The organism is Photobacterium sp. ABD4_091 (assembly GCF_056160145.1).
Genome location: NZ_JBSWWQ010000002.1, coordinates 807,844 through 826,266 on the forward strand (window position 1 = coordinate 807,844; position 18,423 = coordinate 826,266).

Here is an 18,423-nt window from a genome sequence, read left to right on the forward strand (position 1 = left end):
AAGCGATGGCAAAAGATAAGAATAAGCCAAGGATTAGGCTCATCAATAAATTCACCCTTGGGGTGTTAACTGCAACCTCTCTATGGGCGTTGTGGTTAGTTGCGCCTTCTAAATCAATGCTTATCCAACTTATTGCCCGTTCTTCTTCACCGGAAGTATCCCTTGCTTTCTTAGAGCAGCTTTACAATGAAGACCCGGAAAACCGTGAAATTATTAAGCAAATTGTCGATAACTATGCTGTAACAGGACAATTGACAGATGCGAGTGCCCTGCTTGAAACTATCCTCAAAACAACTGAAGGTAAAGACGACTGGGAAGCAATTAGTCGTTACCTTAGCTTATTGTTAGAACAGACTTATCTAGATCACCCAGAACAACAACAGCAGGCACATGATGCTCTGTTAGCCCTGTTAGGAAAGTATAATTATGTACCAGAGGCTGAGTTAGCTCGTAGGTTTGCTGATACGGCTATATCTCTCTCGATGCCTGACAAAGGCTTCAGTTATCTCTATCCTCATCAGCAAAGTGGTGAAACTTCCTATGACGAATTGGTTTCACTCGCATTGCAAACCGAAGATTATGATAGCTCACTAAAAGTGCAACTTGATGCATTTAGAGAGTTTGAAGATTTAAATAATGCACATAAGCTATTTGACCTAATGCTGAAAAGCGGTCAACCGCAGCTTAGTCGCCGTTTTTTTGCTAGTTACCGAGGGGAATTATATAACGATATTGAATTTCTCGCTGCGGGTATCGCCCACTCAAAAGAAATTGGCAATCTTGATGTAGCCATATCTCTTTCTCGGCATTTGTTGACCATCGCCCCAACGGGAGAGCTCTATAGACAAACGGCACAAATCGCTATTTCCATCGGCGATCTGGCTTTGGCTGAGGAGCTGTTATTAGAAGCGATAAGCGTCTCGCCCAGCCAATATGATTACGTATTGCTACATCAAATTTACCGCTGGAAAAGTGAGATCCACAAAGCACAATCGACCAGCATTAAGCTCGTTTCCTTAAACCCAAGCGCAAAGAACATTCGAGCCGGTATTGAAGAATCGAAGGCGCTTGGCGATATTCTAAATGAAGGCCGCTTTTTCAAAAAACTGGCTGCTCATAACTATATCTACCCGTCAGAATACAATGATTGGCTTAATGCGCTCGAAAAAGGTGAAGGGACACCTGCCGCTTTTAATAGCCTGCTGTCATTACTAGGAAAACGCCCTTATGATACAGATTTATTGAGCCACACCACCCGCTTGTACAGTTACCGCAGCGATCATCGGTCCGTGATACGTTATGGTAACCGACTTCAACAAAGGCGCTCTCTTAACTTCATCGAAGCTGAACGCATTGCCAACGCCCATATTATGTTGAACCAGCCCAAGTTGGCGTTAAATACGTTGATCAACCCGACAGGCTGGCAGCAAGCTGACGAGGACTATCTTGAGGCTATTTCTTCACTGGCCTGGGAAACAAACAATCGTAATGTATCTGTTATATCACAATCAGAACTAGCCTCGCGATCCAGTGCCAGTATTGATATTTACCGCTATATCAACGTGATGTCGCCACTAAATGAAACTAAATTAGTGGAACTATTAGCCCTCTATGACAACAACCAAAACCCTGAGCTGCTCCTCGCCGCTACTAGGTATGCTGTGGAATTAAAGGATGTAGATTTACTGGAAGAGCTAATAGGAAAAGCCAAACAGAACCCGGGCTTCGAGAAGAACCTCGAAATGCTGACTTACCAGGCGGTGTTGGCGGAATGGCAAGGTGAAGCAGAGCACGCTAAGCAAATCTATTTGGCTATTTTGCAATTAGACCCTCTCAATTCTTCGGCGGTCGGTAACTTGATTTGGTTCGCCCTCAACGAAGGCGATAAAGAAACGCTTGAACAAATATACCTTCAGTACAAGCCGGTTATGGCTGCTGATAGCGACCTGTGGCTAGCTTTTGCCAGCGCCAGCCAGCAACTTGGATTCAACCAAGATGCAGACATATGGTATCGGCAATTACTCCTTAGCGATAGCTCGCCCGAGCCATCAGTTTTACTCAATTATACACAATTACTCGAGCAACAAGGCAATGGTGAAAAAGCGTATCAACTACGTCGTTGGTTGCTCAAAAATCAAACGGATGAGTTGCTTGCATTACCGGATGGCGACATCAGTTATCGCGCTCTCGTTAGAATGCTAGTTGGTGAACGTATAGCCTTTCAATTAACTGAAGATAACACCCTGTCTAACCCGTCCGATAATACGGTGGGTGAATTGTATGGCAACTACCTGGCCTATAACCACGGTGAAAAGATCTTATTCTGGCAACAAAGAACTGCACTTGGCCAATATAAGATCCCTGAATGGCAGCAGCTCTCGTTGGCACTTCAACAGAAGGATCGCGTGGAGGTCGAAAAGATTTTAGCCCGCGCGGTGAACTTACCCAAAGCCGATGAAAACGTTGCATTGCAATTTGTAGGAAAACACCAAGAGGCATGGCAACACGGTCAGTCCAATGTTGGACAAATGGCAGATAAAACGGCTGAAAATCAGCTGCGCCGGGTACATGTACTCCAACACCCATCGAAAACACACAGTATCCGGGCACAACACACCCAAATCACACACTGGGATGTTGAGCGATCTAGTTTAGATTATTACTCACCGCATTATCACGGCAACTGGCGGCTTGGTATGGATCATCAAAAGGCCGGTGCGCCAGATCAATTATCCAATACGGGTATTGATGATGAGTTTCGCTTACGGAGCCGCTACCAGCGCCAAATGAGTGAAAGTTACTGGGCTATGGGGTTTGACCTTGCTGACGGTGTCGGTGACCAAAGGCTCGGTTTCAATGGTGAATACCAATTTGCCGTTGATGATTACTTACGGCTTGGTGTCCGTTTTGGCCTCAACAGCCATATCGAAGCCAGTGATTTGCTCAATATTGCAGGTCAAGACAACTGGCTTGGATTCAACCTTGCCTACCAGCCGACAGCAAGAGAATCCGTTGCCTTTCAATTTAACCTTCATGATCTTTCCACCCGGTTTGATGATGAAATAGGCCAAGGCTGGGACTTAAACCTACGCGTAGCAGAGCGGTTTTTCTTCGCCGATCCTGCATGGCAGGTCTATGCCGACGTTACCATGCAGGACGTGAACCTCAGCAATGACCCATTAAATGGAATCAACCGTTGGCACAGCGAAAGCACGCCGCTCGTCAGCAGCGATTTCATTGAAGATCAATACCAACGCGTCGGCATTGGTCAGCGAGTATGGCATGGAGAACCTGGTCAACCAGGAGCCACAGTGCCATCACCAAGATATTGGTTTGATAGTTCGCTGGGATACAACTTCTCGAGCTCACAAGTTGACGTCACATTAAGCGCAGGCTTGGGCTGGCGGCTCTTCGGCAATGATGAGCTTTATTTAAGTACAGACTGGCAGAGCCAAGACAGAAATGGCGATGAGTCGTTAAAAATATCATTAGGCTATTACTATGGTTTCTAGCCTGTAGCGAATTTAACAAGGATGACCGTGATGAAAAAGATACTTACCCTAGCCAGCCTTTTAACACTTAGTGCTTGCAGCAGCTACCAAGTAACAGACAGCAATCAATTCCCAGCAGAAAGTCGCTGGGCCATTATGCCAATGTACAATCACTCAAGTACCCCGCTCGCCGCTGAAAAGGCCGAGCAAATTCTCAGCTCTCAGCTGTTTGCCAAAGGCATAATTGCAGTGAAATACCCACCATCCGCAGTCAATGACTTGCAAAGTATTCTGGATGACTCAGCCAAGCAAAAACAAGCGCAAGCATGGCTTGCGACACAGCCAGTAGACTATGTGATCACCGGCTCTGTTGAAGAGTGGCATTATAAAAGTGGCCTTGATGGCGAGCCTGCTGTTGGCATCACGCTAGAAGTTAAATCCGCCAAGAGTGGAACAACCTACTGGCAAGCTTCTGGCAGTCGTGGGGGTTGGGGACGGGAAAGTGTCAGCGGTACCGGACACATTGTCATTGAAGAATTACTTAGTGGGCTAAATGTTGCTCCGCAAGTTGACTAATCTCTGAACGGTTGTTTCGCTGATAAATGATGGTTGTTTTTTATGGATAAGAAAACCAATAACAAAGCTTTTCTCGGGTTTTCTCGAAGTCTTTATGTGTGGCTCGAAACCCTTGTGGTCGCTCTTCTCTCCATTTATGTATGGATAGAGTCAGATTCTTTAGCGCCTACATCCACCGAGCATAACTTTTTCTGGCCACTCTTTGGCCCTCTCCTTATCGCTTTGCGTTACGGCTTCGCTAAAGGTTTTATTTGCGCTTTATTCACCACGGCTGGACTTGCCAGCATAATGAATGCTTCCGGCATGTTGGACTACTACCCGCTTTCTTTAGCTATCGGTACCATCATGGTCGCAATGATCGCGGGAGAATTTCATGACTACTGGCATAACATCAACAAGAAACACATTCTTGATCATCTGTACATGGCACAGAAGCTAGATAGCTTTACGCAAAACTACCATCTATTAAAAGTTTCACACGACCAGTTAGAACAACGTACTGCAGGTCAAACAGTCAGCTTGCGATCTAGCATCAGTGCGCTTCATAAAATCGCAGCCAAACATGCCGAGCATCGATTGGAATGTCTTGGCCAGCCCTACCTCAACTTAATGGCCGACATCGGTGGGATCGAGGTCGCCGGTATCTATAAGATTTCTGGTGGAAAATTCGAGAAGCAGCCCGCTGCAACATTGGGGGATCATCACCTTCTCGAAGAAAGTGACGCAATGTTAATCGACATGCTGGAAACCAAAAAGCTCCTGTCTCCTGCCAAACTTGAAGCAAACCAAGTACACCAATCACGGTATCAACTTTGTATCCCTTTGATGGACACCCAAGGGACTTTACAGGCAGCGATCGTTGCCGAGAATGCCAAATTTTTCATGCTCACCCCTGCGAATGTTGCCTTACTGGCATTGGTGGCAAATTATGCCGCTGATCTGTTAAGTAATGAAATTATTACGCCTATCTTACAACCACATCAAAGTGATCTTTTCATGGATTACCTTAAGCGAGCCGGTTACAACAAGCGCCATTATGGTGCCGATAGCTCAGTCGTTGTTTGTATTGATTCTCAAGGCCGGCACCATCAAGAACTTGATAACACCATCAGCTATCGCCGGGGAGCTGATGTCTACTGGTCATGCCGAACGAAACAAGGACAAGCCGCCCTTACCGTATTACTCCCCCTAACAACAGCCTATGATGCCCAGCAATATATCGTCAGGTTAAAAGAGCTACTCAAAGACCAGCTAGGAGATAACGTCAAAGATATTGATATCGTTGGGCCTTTGTCGATGTCGACAGATAGGCCTGAAATCAGAAAACTAATGGATGAGCTTGGAGCGTACGATGAAGACATGGCTACTTCTTCAGACCATAGCCTTTGAAAGCTCTGGCCTTTACATTATCTCAACCCAGTCAATGTCTCTAAGTCTTTGGCTAGCTGTCGCAGGCGTACATGCATTGTCGTGCCTTAGTTTTTCTGGGCTTTGCTGGCTGATCCTGCCAAAGAAATACAAAACACCGATAGTCAGTTCTTTTTCATTCCTATTCATCTTTAATTACCTATTACCGGTTGTCGGTATGATAGGCACTAGCTGTTCTTTATTAATCGCACTCTATTTGCCAAGAGAGAAATCCAACGTTACCTGGCAAGAATGCGAGAAAAGTGAGCTTCCCCAAAGTCCCGGAGAGGTTATCGGCACCCAGTTCGGTTCCGGCGCCTTAAGGGAGATCCTTCTGTATAACCAAGATCCCGAGCGCCGGTTAATAGCTGTCAGTGCTATCCGCAATTTGCCACGCCAACATGCAGTACCACTATTGCAGTTAGCCCTGAAAGATTTAACCGATGACGTACGATTATTGGCATACGCTTGCTTGGAAAGCATTGAAACACAAATCAATGAGTCTATTTCTTTATCAAAGCGACAGTTTGAAAATAAACCCTCTGCATCCAAGGCATTTGACATCGCACAGCAATATTGGGAGTTATGTTACCTGGGTATTGCAGAAGGCATCCTACGCAACCACTATTTGGAGCAAGCTGAAAATTATCTCAACCAATCGAGCACTATCAAACCTTCTGCTTCAACGAATCTACTTTTAGGGCGTGTACTACTAGAGCAAAAGCGGCCCACTGAAGCCGTACCGGTTTTAAAGGCAGCAATGGATGGCGGCTTACTCATTAAACAAGTCGCTCCTTATCTTGCAGAAGCTGCCTATATTGCTGGCGACTACCCAACGGCCAAAGCTTATATTGGATATTTCCCAGAACAAAAAGGCAACAAGTTGAGTCAGATAAAGGAGTATTGGGATGGAATGGTTTAAGCGAAAATCTAACATCGACAGTAACGAAGTAGATGTTTGCCTACTGTTAGAAGGTACCTATCCTTATGTTCGTGGCGGCGTATCAAGCTGGGTACACCAGATAATTAGCGGCTTACCGGAATATCGCTTCCACTTAATATTTCTGGGCGGGCACCCAGATTTTTATGATAAGCCGGCTTATGAGTTTCCAGATAATGTCGTAGGATTTGAGGTGCATTATCTTTTATCAGACAAAGGCCACCTTAAACCTTCAACCCGGAAAGGAAAACGAAAACTATTTAGTGTTTGGAATCGCTTTCTTTCCTACTTCGAGAAAAAAAACGAGCCTATTCCAGGACAGTTATTGTCAGAAGTCTCTTCATTCCTAAATACAGACAACAATCTGACTTTGGTGGATTTTCTTTATAGCCGGGCATCTTGGGAAGTACTTACCGAGCGTTACTTGGCCTCGGCACCGAGACAGTCGTTTGTGGACTATTTTTGGACTTATCGAAATATATACCAACCCTTATTCGTATTATCTCGCATTTCGCAACAGCTTCCGAAAGTAAAACTGTTCCATAGTGTATCTACTGGCTACGCCGGTTTTTTAGGAGCAATGAGCCGGGAAAAAACCAAGAGCCCTTTTATCCTTACTGAGCATGGTATTTACACTAAAGAACGGAAAATAGATCTCTCACAGGCCACATGGATCAAGGATACCCACAGTCAAATCGATATCTCTATGCATAAAGGCATGGATACGACCCGCAAAACTTGGATCCAATTTTTTGAGCAGCTTGGTTTATCCGCCTACCACCAAGCGGATCATATCGTGGCATTGTTTGAGGGGAATAGGCAGCGCCAGCATACTGACGGCGCACCTACTGACAGAACACGGGTAATCGTTAATGGCATCAACACCGAGCGCTTTGAAGAGGCGTATCAACGACGTCCTGACACCCCCCCCTTAGTTGTTGGCTTAGTCGGCCGGGTGGTTCCTATCAAAGATATAAAAACCTTCATCCGTACTATTCGAGGTGCAATCGAAACCCTTCCTACACTCGAAGGGTGGATTATTGGCCCAACTGAAGAAGATCAAGAATATGTCCGAGAATGCGAACTACTGATTGAAAGCCTAGGGCTTGAAAAAAACGTCAAAATGCTTGGTAGCAAAAACGTGGCGGAAATCATGCCAGAGTTAGGGGTCATGATGCTGACTTCCATTAGTGAAGCACAACCCTTGGTGTTGCTTGAAGCCATGGCTGCAGGGATCCCTTGCATAGCGACTGAAGTGGGTGCCTGCCGGGAAATTATCGATGGCGCGGCAGGAGAAGATGCCAATATAGGCTCAGCCGGCGAGATCATCCCCATTGCCAGCCCGACAGATGGTGCTGAAGCAATCGTCAAGGTGCTTGCTGATGATGAGAAATGGCGCCAAGCCGGCGATATTGGCCGGGTAAGGGTCAAACGCTATTACGATGAACCTATGATGTACGGTGCATACCGTAGTTTATACAAGGAGGCAATCAGTGGCCGGGATCGGATTTGAATTACGGAAAATTCTCAAGAAAAACTCCCTTCTCTCCATGCTTGAAGCCTATGGCTTGGCGGGTTTAATTAGCTCTGGGCCCTGGGTACTGTCAATACTTGCCTTGTTAACCATAGGTATTATCAGCGTTGGGGTGGTTTTTCCTACCTATGTCATTGTCCAATTTCTGGTCATTGTCACCTATCTGATGGCTGGCTCATTAATTATCAGTGGGCTTTTCCAGTTGCTGTTAACCCGCTTTATATCAGACTTGTTATTTGCCGAGCAAGATCACAGGATCGTCCCAAACTTACTCGGTTCGATGTTGGTAACCAGCATGATAGGGGCTGTACTAGGCGGTGCGGTTCTTGCCATTAGCCCGATGATCACTCCTGCAGAGAAAATCGCCATCTTCACTTCATTTATTTTGTTGTGTAACCAGTGGCTGATTATTATTTTCCTTAGCGGGATGAAGGAATACTACCGAATCTTTATCACCATGATGTTTAGTTATGGTCTGATGGTGCTGCTGAGCCTTTACTTGCCGTCGTTTGGGCTACTAGGGCTATTGGTCATATTTTGCTTCTGCCAAGCCCTTCTAACTTTCGCTTTCCTCTATCACGTGATCCGAGACTTTCCTGCCAATGAGCTCGTCTCTTTTGAGTTTTTGAACCGTAAGAAAACCTTTTTCTCACTGATTTTTTGTGGCTTCCTCTATAACTTGGGGGTTTGGCTCGACAAGTTTGTGTTTTGGTTCCGCGACGAGACGTCACACCAAGTTATCGACGTATTCCGAGCATCGTATATCTATGATTTACCGATTTTCATTGCTTATTTGGCGATTGTGCCAGGAATGGCAGTGTTCATGCTTCGGATGGAAACGGATTTTGCCGATGCTTGTTTGAAGTTCTACGATGCTGTCCGTGAAGGCGCAACGCTAGAGTCGATTTATCTGCTAAAAGATAAAATGGTACTGGCATGCCAGCAAAGTATCTATGAAATATTCAAGGTCCAAGGACTAACACTCGCACTACTTATCCTTTGGGCAGAAGATATTCTGGCATTTTTAAACATTGACCTCTCCTACCTACACTTGCTTTATGTCGACTTGGTCGGCGTCAGTCTGCAGGTGCTGGTCATGGCCATACTCAATGTGATGTATTACCTCGATAAACGTTATTCAGCGCTTCTCCTAACACTGTTAATGGCAGTGGGCAACTTCATCCTGGCCCATGTCAGTATCAACATGGGACCGGTTTTCTATGGCTATGGGTTTGCCGTAACGATGCTTGTGACCACTATCATCGGGCTTGTCATGCTTGATAGCCAATTTGATGATCTCGAATATCAAACCTTCATGCTGCAGCGCTCTTAATTCCAAACTAAATGCGCCCGTCTCATTGCGTAAAACCTTTGAGGGGCGCTTAATCTTCTTCACTCCCTTGCAGGGTTAATCACCCTTCCGCTTCACTGATGCCATCACATCTGTCAAATTATCCACCAAATCGATTGGCATAGGGAACACGATTGTTGTCGTCCTATCGTTCGCGATTTCTGTTAATGTCTGCATATAGCGCAATTGCACCGCATTGGGTGATTGATTTAGCACTTCTGCCGCTTCACGTAATTTTGCTGAAGCTTCAAGTTCACCGGTTGCATGGATAACCTTGGCACGCCGGGAACGCTCCGCCTCAGCTTGGCGTGCCAGCGCGCGCACCATACTGTCATCAAGATCAACATGTTTGATCTCTACGTTGGCGACTTTGATCCCCCAATTATCAGTATGCTGATCCAAGATCCCCTGTAGATCTTTGTTCAGCTCTTCACGGGCTGACAGCAACTCATCAAGCTCATGTTGCCCTAATACCGAGCGCAAAGTGGTTTGTGACAATTGGCTGGTGGCTTCAAGGTAATTTTCGACATTATTAATCGCCATTTTCGGGTCTACCACTCGGAAATAGACAACAGCATTCACCTTTACTGACACATTATCGCGGGTGATCAGATCCTGGGTAGGCACATCGAGTACAATCGTCCGCAAATCAACTCGTACCATTTGCTGAATGATAGGGATAATGATGATCAGGCCCGGTCCTTTTACCTGGTAAAATCGACCGAGTAAAAATACAACGGCACGCTCGTATTCGCGGAGCACCTTGAACATGCTAACAATAAGCACGAATACCAAAACGATTATCGTTGCTAATGAGTATGTGATCATATTCTGGTCCTTCTTAAAAGGGTTATACCACGCACATTCGGATTACTTTGAACGCTGATTGACCTCTAGGCAGAGACCATTAATCTCCACCACGGTGACCCTGTCACCTTTAATAAGTGGCACTTCGCAGTTGGCTTGCCATATTTCTCCCTCCACCAGCACACGCCCGGTACCAGGGAAACCACTTACTACAACCGCCTCTTGCCCTAGTAAAGCTTCCATACCGGTCGTCACAGGCTTACGCCTAGCTTTGAGCAGCAGACTAAGAATGACAAAAGTAAATACAGCGGAAACAACTGTCAGCCCGACAATCAAAGGGATAGCGATTTGATAGCCCGGCGTTTCGGTATCCATCAGCATCACCGAGCCAAGCGCAAACGCGACAATCCCCCCAAGGCCCAGTATGCCAAAGCTCGGGCTAAACGCCTCCGCTACCATGAGTGCAATACCCAGCAATAACAGCGCTAGGCCAGCATAGCTGACGGGAAGCATTTGTAGGGAGTACATAGCCAGTAGTAAGCAAATACCGCCTAACACGCCAGGAAGCCCGACGCCAGGATTGTAGAACTCCAAAAGGAGGCCGTAGATACCAATTAACATCAATATATATGCGACATTGGGGTTGGTTATCACAGAAAGTAGCTTGAAGCGCCAGTCCTGCTCTCTCTCAATATACGCCACATTAGCCAATTCAATTTTGGCTTCGAGACCGTTGATGACTACTGTACGCCCATTAGACTGGCTGATTAGTGCGTCAAGGTCTGATGCCAGAAAATCGATCACATTTAGCTCGAGGGCTTTCTCGGCATCAATACTTGCCGCTTCAGTGACTGCCGTTTCTGCCCACTCTTCATTTCGGCCATGGAGTTTTGCCAGACCTCGTATATAAGCGCGGGCATCGTTAATGACTTTCTTTTCCATTGCCGTTTTAGCCGTTACTTTTTCACTGTCACCTTCTTGTGGCTCTTTGTCGTCATCGGAGGCTTCTGGTTCTTTGTCTTGTTTCGGTGCAAAGGGGTTACCACCAGAATCGTCATCCTTCCCCCCTGGCGCAGTCAAAGAGACGGGTGTTGCAGCCCCAAGGTTAGTACCTGGGGCCATCGCTGCAACATGGCTGGCTAACAGTATATAGGTACCAGCACTAGCAGCTCTCGCCCCGGCAGGCCCAACCCAAGTCGCTACCGGCAAAGGTGAAGTTGTTATAGCTCGGATGATATCTCTCATGGAGGTATCCAAACCTCCGGGTGTATCGACTTTCAATACAATAAAACTTGCTTGTTCCTTATGTGCTTGCTCTATTTCACGAGAAATATAGTCACTGGTTGCAGGCCCTATCCCGCCGGATATCTCAATCACCCATACGTTTTGTGCCAAAACTGGCTGGCTGAAAAACCAAATGCAGAGTGCCGCAAAAACAGCCAACACTTTCATACACCCTCCTCGCCACTGCTGGATGAACCACAAGTTAGATGCATCGCACCCAGCCATCGGTATCCTTTAAGGTATTTACCAATTTGTTAATAAGCATAGCTCATTGACTTCATTGACTAACCAATTTTGCAGTCACGGTAGCTAAAAATGGAAAGCATTTTTGACAGAAGGCAGAAGATCAAAGGGAGGATGGCGCGTTGTCTTAGATGACAGGCTTGTGAAATTTTCATGAGGTTTATAATTAACTGAGAACAATTACAACGCTCTCTGCTAAGTGAGATAACCCTATGCGAACAGTGCGTCACGTTTTGTTGTATACATGGCTTATTCTCAGTTCTCTCATACCAATGTCATTTCCCTCTGCAGCCAGTAACGCCACTGTCAATGTGGGCACCTATCACTGCCCTCCCTTTGTTATCGAGACTGAGTCATCCCCCCCTTCAGGGTTAAGTATCTACCTTTGGGAACAGATCGCTCTCGAATTAGGTGTTGAGTATAACTATAGCCATCATGAGCTTGGAGAGCTTTTGCAACAAGTCAGTGACAATACGCTTAACATCGGCGTGTCTTGTATTTCAATCACACCCGAACGTGAAGAAGTGCTCGATTTCTCCCACTCTTTCTATGAAACGCATTTGGCTATTGCTGTAAAACAGCAAGGATATCTATCATCTATTAAAAATATCTTTTCCAATACAAAACTTTGGATGGTGCTTGGTATTGCATTTATCGCAGCAGGTTTTGTCGGCAGTATATATTACCTACTTGAGCACAGAGTGAATGACAAACTTTACTCCATGCGTTCAAAAGTCGCACAACTTGTTGAAGGGTTTATTCTTGGCCTTCTATTCATTACCAAAGGCCCTTTCAATTATTATGAGTTCAAAACCCTTACCGGCAGGGTATTGACTGTTCTTTTGGCTGTATTTACCACTTTTTTCATTGCAAGTATCACCGCAATTCTTGCCAGTACATTCACGCTCGGCTTAATAAGCAGTGATATCAAGGGGCCTAACGATTTAGCGAATCTAACGGTTGGGGCAAAAGCAAAATCAACATCATCACTTTTATTAACCAGTCATAGTATTGTTCACCGCAGTTATGAATCAACCAATGACTTGCTTGAAGCGCTAAATAATGACGAAGTGGAGGCCATTGTTGCTGATGATGCGGTGTTAAAATACTTAATCAAAAAGGCTAAAGAAGAAGGGAAATATGAGTCATTATCAGTATTGCCTTATCAGTTTGAAAAACAAAATTACGGCTTGGTGATAGAGAATAACAGCCCTCACAGAGAGAAACTAAACCGAGCGCTATTAAAAATCAGGCATAGCCCAGAATGGCAGCAAACGCTCAATAAATATTTTGCTGATAAATAAAAAAAGGCGCTCATATGAGCGCCAAAAGCCAAGACAACTAAAACAGTGTAGTTAATTTTGTTAAAAGTGGTTACTTCCACTTAAATAAACGTCCGAATTTTGAAGGATGATATGACCAACAATGATCAAATACCGTCATCAATTCAGGGTTACCATATTTGGATAAATTAACAGCATGGAAGCGGTTTTTATTTTCTTTAAGCTTTGCAATCCGTTTCGTCATTTCCTCCGGCTGAGAAGGTGCAATGAAGTCAGAAAGCACAATCAGGTCTGCATTCTTGTATTTCTCACTCAACATCAACTCAATGGACTGATCGAGCACAGGGCCGAGATCGGTACCACCATGGAAAGAGTAAGAGAGGAAGTTGAGTACCTCACTCAGCCCATCCTGTTTAGTCAGCTCGTAGGTTATTTGCTGAGTAGAAAACATAATCACGTAGCAATCACGATCCTCAGCTAAGGCAATCTGCATCAAGCCATAAGCTAGCGCTTTGGCGCATTGCTCAGGAAATCCAGTCATTGAGCCAGAAGCATCGATACAGACAATAAAAGGCCCCTTATCTTGCTCTACCTGTTTTGTCTGCCGCTTGTATGCTTTTACACGGCGCAACTTTCGCTGCGCCCCTTGCACTTTGTAATTCAGCAGGCGCTTATCAACTAAATGTTTGTAGAAAACAACCTCCAGCTCCGGGTAGGCCAAGAACATCGCTTCATTAGGAAGCAGCTTGGATAAATCGTCGCTTTCATGAATACCGACGATATCGTCCGTCACGTTATCGCTCTGCTCTTCGACCATTTTTAAATCTTCAGCGCGCACCCTCTCCTTATTCGGGTCATCGACCTCGTTGGCCATCCGGCCTAACTTTTCCGCTATCTCTTTCAAGCCGCTATTTTTCTTTAGGAAATGCGCCATGTTCTTCAGCGTACTAACGTCTGTTTTTGTTAGCTTCGCCCTGGCCATATCCCATAACCGCCCTGCTTTCTTTACATCACCCGCTTCTGTCACAGACTCCATGTACTGCATAGTCTCAATGCGCTGGTATAAATCTGCTAACAGTTTCTCCTTATGCTGCTCCAATTCAATCTGCTGTGCTTCGGTCAAGGCAAGGGTTAAGTACTTGTGCCACTGGCTACTGAAATAGCTTTGGAACATCGGGTTATGCTTTTGATGATCACATTCAAGCAAGGTTTTTGCTTTAAAATAAAACGATGAGTGACCTTCTAACTGTTTAACCACCTCATCAACATGCTCAAAGAAATAATCGCCCTCCCACTGGCAAACCTGTTGGTAAAGCTCTATTTCTTGATGAAATCGCTCTTCAACGCTGATATTGGTCATGCGTTTTTGAGCATGACCTCGCCATTTCATAATTTGCTTTTTCATCGCTGACTTAATACCGGGGTTTGATTCAGCGGCAATTATCAATTGCTGTTGCATCATTAATTCCTGCACAGCATTGTCGATAATACCGGATTCAGATAGCATCATCGCCAAGTTCAAAACTTCAGAAACTGGCATACACAACTCTCCCGCTAAGCAAAATATTCAGTCATATGACTGATACGGAATACATTTTTATCAACCATTACTTTCAGGTCATGCACTGAATCCGTTGCTTGCGATAAACTCTGCTCAATCCGCTCTGGTAATTGAGGGTCGATAAAGTTATGTGGTAGTGCCCCATGGAAGCTACTGCGAGAAACTTTTAGGTTATGCTCGGCGTCCATTACTTTCGAGGATGCTTTCTCTGCCATTGCTACCCAATGAGCTTGTTGCTCCTGGGTAATCCCTTTTTCTCCTGCGATACCGACTAACACAGATCGATTTGCGATATCTTTGATCACCAGACGCTGCTCGGCGTCCACTTCGAACTGTAGTCGGCAAAGGTGGACATTTTTGTTGACATATCCATAAACATCACATTGGCCTGTTTTGATTTTCTTTTCAAAATCATCGCCATCAACATACACCCAACGACTATCACCGTTCTCCTGCTCTGATACAGACGGGTTTTGCTGCAGCATAACCAGTTTAATCATGCGTGTGTTGTGGTTAATGGTATAACGCTTCGCACCACTAAGATCACACTTAAACCATTCTTTACGCATCATGGATTCACGACTTAGGCTCACTGCCAGTTCACTGGCAACTTCAGCATTAGCATCGTCAATAATTGCTTGCGCTTCAGTGGCATTAATCTGTGCCGACTCTTGCTCAAACGCTTTCTCTACCGCGAAGTCACTGACAATATCCCGAATAACATGGCGGGACTCAGGGCTATGCCACATACAGTCTTGCAACAAGAGCAAGTCGAGTGGATTGATGGCATCACGGCCATTATAGAAAGCACTTGCCTTCAGCAACCTTACCGACTTCTTCCAGCGGCGATCTGAGATATATAGCTCGCTGTCATGTTCGTCGATATGATCCGAGCCTTCGGCGCGTTGTTCGATCATGCTTTTTAGCTGATAGATTTTTTCGAAGATTTCTTCTGACAACTTGATATCTTCGATATGTGATTGCCAGTCTTCATATTCTTCATCAGTAATTGCCAAGCCCGGTTCGAGTTCCTGAATCGTAGGCCCCTCTCCCATAAGCATGGCTTTGAAGTTTTGCTTTTCCTGGATACGGTTTACAAACACCCTCACCAGCATCCTGTCGTATAACGCCTCTAGACCGCTGTCTTCCTCTGGAAGCTCATTTGATGCTGTCACCAATAAACGCATTGGTACCGGAAGTATCTCTTGCCCATTTTTGAAAGTTCGTTCATTTACAACGGTTAGCAATGTATTAAGAATGGCAGGACCGGCTTTCCAGATTTCATCAAGGAAAACAACTTGTGCGGTCGGCAAATAGCCATCAACTAAACGTACATACTTACCGTTGTCTTTTAATTCCTGGATAGAAAGAGGACCAAATACTTCTTCAGGGGTAGAGAAACGGGTCATTAAGTAATCAAAAAACTGGCTATTATCGAAAGCTTGAATCAGCCTTTTAGCGATCAAACTCTTGGCAATACCTGGAGGCCCCAGCAAAAACACACTTTCGCCGGCAAGCGCCGCTAGAAGACACAGTTTGATTGTCTCTTCTCGCTCGTATACACCATTAGATAACGCTTTGATTAATTTCTGAATCCTTTCAGAAACAAGCGCTTTATTAGGCTGCGCTTTTCTCGCCATTGTCAGCATATTTCCGACCTCTTACATTGTCATATCCCTGTACTTTCGTACTTAAATAGAGGATAGACACAAACCATTAAATGTTACAATATTGTAAACTGAAATATTTTGTTACACCCTTTATATATCAAAGAGTTTAATCTGCCACCAGAGCTCAATCTTTGTTTCCATAAATGCGATCGGATTAACAAAACGAACATAAAGATTCAAAACTATCCAATGACTACAAAAAGGCGCACTATTCATGACAATATTGCTAGTTTGAATGGGATTTTATTTGTTTCTAACACCAAATATACGTACGATGGCCAGTTGCTTAGTCCCATTTGTTTAATTCATTAGGCTAAAGTGTCAATAACAACCCATTGGCACATTTCATAATAAAAAAGTAATGACCGTACTTTGAATTCTATGCCTAAGCCATAAAACCCTTTGTTAGAGCCAAACATCTCTGTAAAGATATTATTAAACTGCTATAACACGAAAAACTCATTATGAGCGCAATTTCTAAATTACCCACCCGATTAACTGTCGTCGTCTGCATCGGCGTCTTGTTGTCAGCACTCGTCCCTTCCAGCGGCAAACTCGATATTGTTGTTTCTGTTCTGACTCTAGTATTAATTTTCATGTTACTTCGCGAAGACATGGATACGCAGATGCGTGGGTGGATGAAATTAGCACTGGGTACTTATGCTATTGGCGTTACCGCTGATTTACTCGATGAAATACCAGAATTAAATGATCATTGGCTAATTGATTCGAGTGATGACATTTTTCTTCATATTGGTGTTTTTCTTATCTGCTTTTGCTTTATTAAAATGCTCGCTATTCATCGCACTTTAATTTCCAAATTGCACCAGCAAGTTGATGTTTCGCAATCGCTTGAAAAAAGCCTCACACGCTTAGCCCTTGAGGATGACTTAACTGGCCTTGAAAACCGCCGCGCCCTATTCCGCCGGTTTGACGACATGGCCATTAATACGCAAAGGGGATTGTTGGCCTACATAGATTTAGATAATTTCAAGCAGGTCAACGACACTTTTGGCCATCAATGTGGTGATGAAGTCCTTGTCACAATTGCCAATGACATTGTGGAAACGGTGCCTGAGGGCAGCCATATTTACCGGATCGGAGGCGATGAGTTTGTCGTTCTGCTTCCCTCTGATGACCCTGAACTATGCCAAACTTGGATAAGCGCGTTATTAGATGCGTCTAACCGTACCCGAACCCAATACAACTTTGATATCAGCTTGGGGCTGTCACCCTATTATCCCGGTAATTTGAGCGATCCAGACTCGATCCTTGCCAAAGCAGATAAGGCGATGTACCAAGAAAAACAAAATAAACGAAGGACTTACGTATAAAAAATTAATAGCGCCTTTCTCCTTATATGTAGATTTTTCACATTAATGTCATAAAGCCGTAATAAGATGTCCGCCATCCTTTTCTGGTTTAATTGGAGAGATTAAATGCTTACCAGAACAGCGCTTTGCGCCCTTATTGCCAGCATTGCTTGCTCAGCACATGCTAACGATACAATCACAGTGACAGGCTCTACTTCCGCCAGCCATATCGTAGAAGTACTAGCTGAAACGTATTCTGCCGAACACAGTAATACCAAGATTGAGGTGCAGGGAATCGGTTCTTCAGCCGGGATCACTGCAGTCAAAAAGGATGTCGCTGATTTAGGGATGAGTTCACGTTACCTGAAAACAGAAGAGATAAACCCGGATATTACCACAGTCACCATTGCCCATGATGGTATCGCTTTGGTTGTCCACAAAGAAAATCCAGTTGCAAACCTCAATAAGGCTCAAGTTGAAAAGATCTACCACGGTGAAATAACTAACTGGAAAGAAGTGGGTGGTCCTGACCTTAAAATCGCAGTAGTCAGCCGAGAAAATGCATCAGGCTCCCGTTTTTCATTCGAAGATTTTATGGGGCTGACCCAGCAAATCGAAGGACAAACGGTATCTGATATTAACCCGCAAGTACTTGTTGTTAATACCAATGGCACGGTGAAAAGCCTAGTCTCACGCAATAAGCATGCGCTTGGCTATGTCTCACTGGGCTCGGTTGACGACTCCATTAAAGCATTGGATTTCGAGGGCGTATCGCCAACACTTGATAACCTAGAAGCTGGCAAGTACCAAATTTCACGTCCTTTCTTGATGCTATATAAAGAAAAGAAAGTCGCTGACAATGCGAAACAGTTTGTTGATTATGTGATGTCTAAGCCAGGACAATCCCTGATTGAAGCTCGCGGCTATGTGTCCGTCATCGACTAACTCCTTTCAGCCCGAGGC

14 protein-coding genes are annotated in these 18,423 nt (G+C 44.8%); 9 read left to right on the forward strand and 5 right to left on the reverse strand.

The annotated features are described in order from the left end of the window. Positions 1-5 precede the first annotated feature (5 nt). The 3 genes from ACXAGQ_RS17995 to ACXAGQ_RS18005 are packed head-to-tail and all read left to right on the forward strand — an operon-like array spanning position 6 to position 5,456. Positions 6-3,512: a tetratricopeptide repeat protein gene (locus ACXAGQ_RS17995; protein WP_475255669.1), complete on the forward strand. Its 3,507-nt coding sequence runs from the start codon at positions 6-8 to the stop codon at positions 3,510-3,512. A 30-nt stretch (positions 3,513-3,542) separates the two neighbouring features. Beyond that, complete coding sequence (locus ACXAGQ_RS18000) at positions 3,543-4,067, forward strand: hypothetical protein (RefSeq protein ID WP_475255671.1); 525 nt, start codon at positions 3,543-3,545, stop codon at positions 4,065-4,067. Positions 4,068-4,109: 42 nt separating this feature from the next. After that, positions 4,110-5,456, forward strand: coding sequence for a PelD GGDEF domain-containing protein (locus tag ACXAGQ_RS18005; protein ID WP_475255673.1), 1,347 nt, complete (start codon positions 4,110-4,112; stop codon positions 5,454-5,456). A gap of 12 nt (positions 5,457-5,468) precedes the next feature. On the opposite strand, the gene ACXAGQ_RS18010 is transcribed toward ACXAGQ_RS18005, so the two are convergent. Continuing rightward, on the reverse strand, positions 5,469-5,624 hold the full coding sequence (locus tag ACXAGQ_RS18010; RefSeq protein ID WP_475255674.1) for a hypothetical protein: 156 nt from the start codon (positions 5,622-5,624) through the stop codon (positions 5,469-5,471). A 28-nt stretch (positions 5,625-5,652) separates the two neighbouring features. Here ACXAGQ_RS18010 and ACXAGQ_RS18015 point away from each other — a divergent pair, with 28 nt between their 5' ends. Genes ACXAGQ_RS18015 through pelG form a run of 3 tightly spaced genes read left to right on the forward strand, consistent with a single transcriptional unit; the run spans position 5,653 to position 9,281 of the window. After that, the gene (locus ACXAGQ_RS18015; RefSeq protein WP_475255676.1) at positions 5,653-6,396 is read left to right on the forward strand and encodes a hypothetical protein; all 744 of its coding nucleotides are present in this window, start codon (positions 5,653-5,655) and stop codon (positions 6,394-6,396) included. Continuing rightward, complete coding sequence (pelF, locus tag ACXAGQ_RS18020; protein ID WP_475255677.1) at positions 6,383-7,927, forward strand: GT4 family glycosyltransferase PelF; 1,545 nt, start codon at positions 6,383-6,385, stop codon at positions 7,925-7,927. Before ACXAGQ_RS18015 ends, pelF begins: the two co-directional genes overlap by 14 nt. Continuing rightward, positions 7,908-9,281, forward strand: a complete 1,374-nt coding sequence (gene pelG / locus ACXAGQ_RS18025) for an exopolysaccharide Pel transporter PelG (protein WP_475255678.1) — start codon at positions 7,908-7,910, stop codon at positions 9,279-9,281. Before pelF ends, pelG begins: the two co-directional genes overlap by 20 nt. Positions 9,282-9,356: 75 nt before the next feature. Here the strand turns inward: pelG and ACXAGQ_RS18030 are convergent, their stop codons facing one another. Together ACXAGQ_RS18030 and ACXAGQ_RS18035 are read right to left on the reverse strand one after the other, a co-directional pair. Further along, entirely contained in the window at positions 9,357-10,127 is a 771-nt protein-coding gene (locus ACXAGQ_RS18030; protein ID WP_475255679.1) for a slipin family protein, read from the reverse strand. Between the two features lie 42 nt (positions 10,128-10,169). Continuing rightward, positions 10,170-11,558 (reverse strand): NfeD family protein, encoded by a 1,389-nt coding sequence (locus ACXAGQ_RS18035; RefSeq protein ID WP_475255680.1) that lies wholly within the window; start codon positions 11,556-11,558, stop codon positions 10,170-10,172. Positions 11,559-11,845: 287 nt separating this feature from the next. Between ACXAGQ_RS18035 and ACXAGQ_RS18040 the strand changes: the two genes are divergently transcribed. Beyond that, positions 11,846-12,937 (forward strand): transporter substrate-binding domain-containing protein, encoded by a 1,092-nt coding sequence (locus tag ACXAGQ_RS18040; RefSeq protein ID WP_475255681.1) that lies wholly within the window; start codon positions 11,846-11,848, stop codon positions 12,935-12,937. Positions 12,938-13,007: 70 nt separating this feature from the next. On the opposite strand, the gene viaA is transcribed toward ACXAGQ_RS18040, so the two are convergent. Both viaA and ACXAGQ_RS18050 read right to left on the reverse strand, forming a co-directional pair. Continuing rightward, positions 13,008-14,456, reverse strand: a complete 1,449-nt coding sequence (gene viaA, locus ACXAGQ_RS18045; protein ID WP_475255683.1) for an ATPase RavA stimulator ViaA — start codon at positions 14,454-14,456, stop codon at positions 13,008-13,010. A 14-nt stretch (positions 14,457-14,470) separates the two neighbouring features. After that, positions 14,471-16,126: an ATPase RavA domain-containing protein gene (locus ACXAGQ_RS18050; protein ID WP_475255684.1), complete on the reverse strand. Its 1,656-nt coding sequence runs from the start codon at positions 16,124-16,126 to the stop codon at positions 14,471-14,473. Between the two features lie 485 nt (positions 16,127-16,611). Between ACXAGQ_RS18050 and ACXAGQ_RS18055 the strand changes: the two genes are divergently transcribed. Continuing rightward, on the forward strand, positions 16,612-17,481 hold the full coding sequence (locus tag ACXAGQ_RS18055; RefSeq protein WP_475255686.1) for a GGDEF domain-containing protein: 870 nt from the start codon (positions 16,612-16,614) through the stop codon (positions 17,479-17,481). A gap of 105 nt (positions 17,482-17,586) precedes the next feature. Continuing rightward, positions 17,587-18,405 (forward strand): phosphate ABC transporter substrate-binding protein, encoded by an 819-nt coding sequence (locus ACXAGQ_RS18060; RefSeq protein ID WP_475255687.1) that lies wholly within the window; start codon positions 17,587-17,589, stop codon positions 18,403-18,405. The last annotated feature ends 18 nt before the right edge of the window (positions 18,406-18,423 follow it).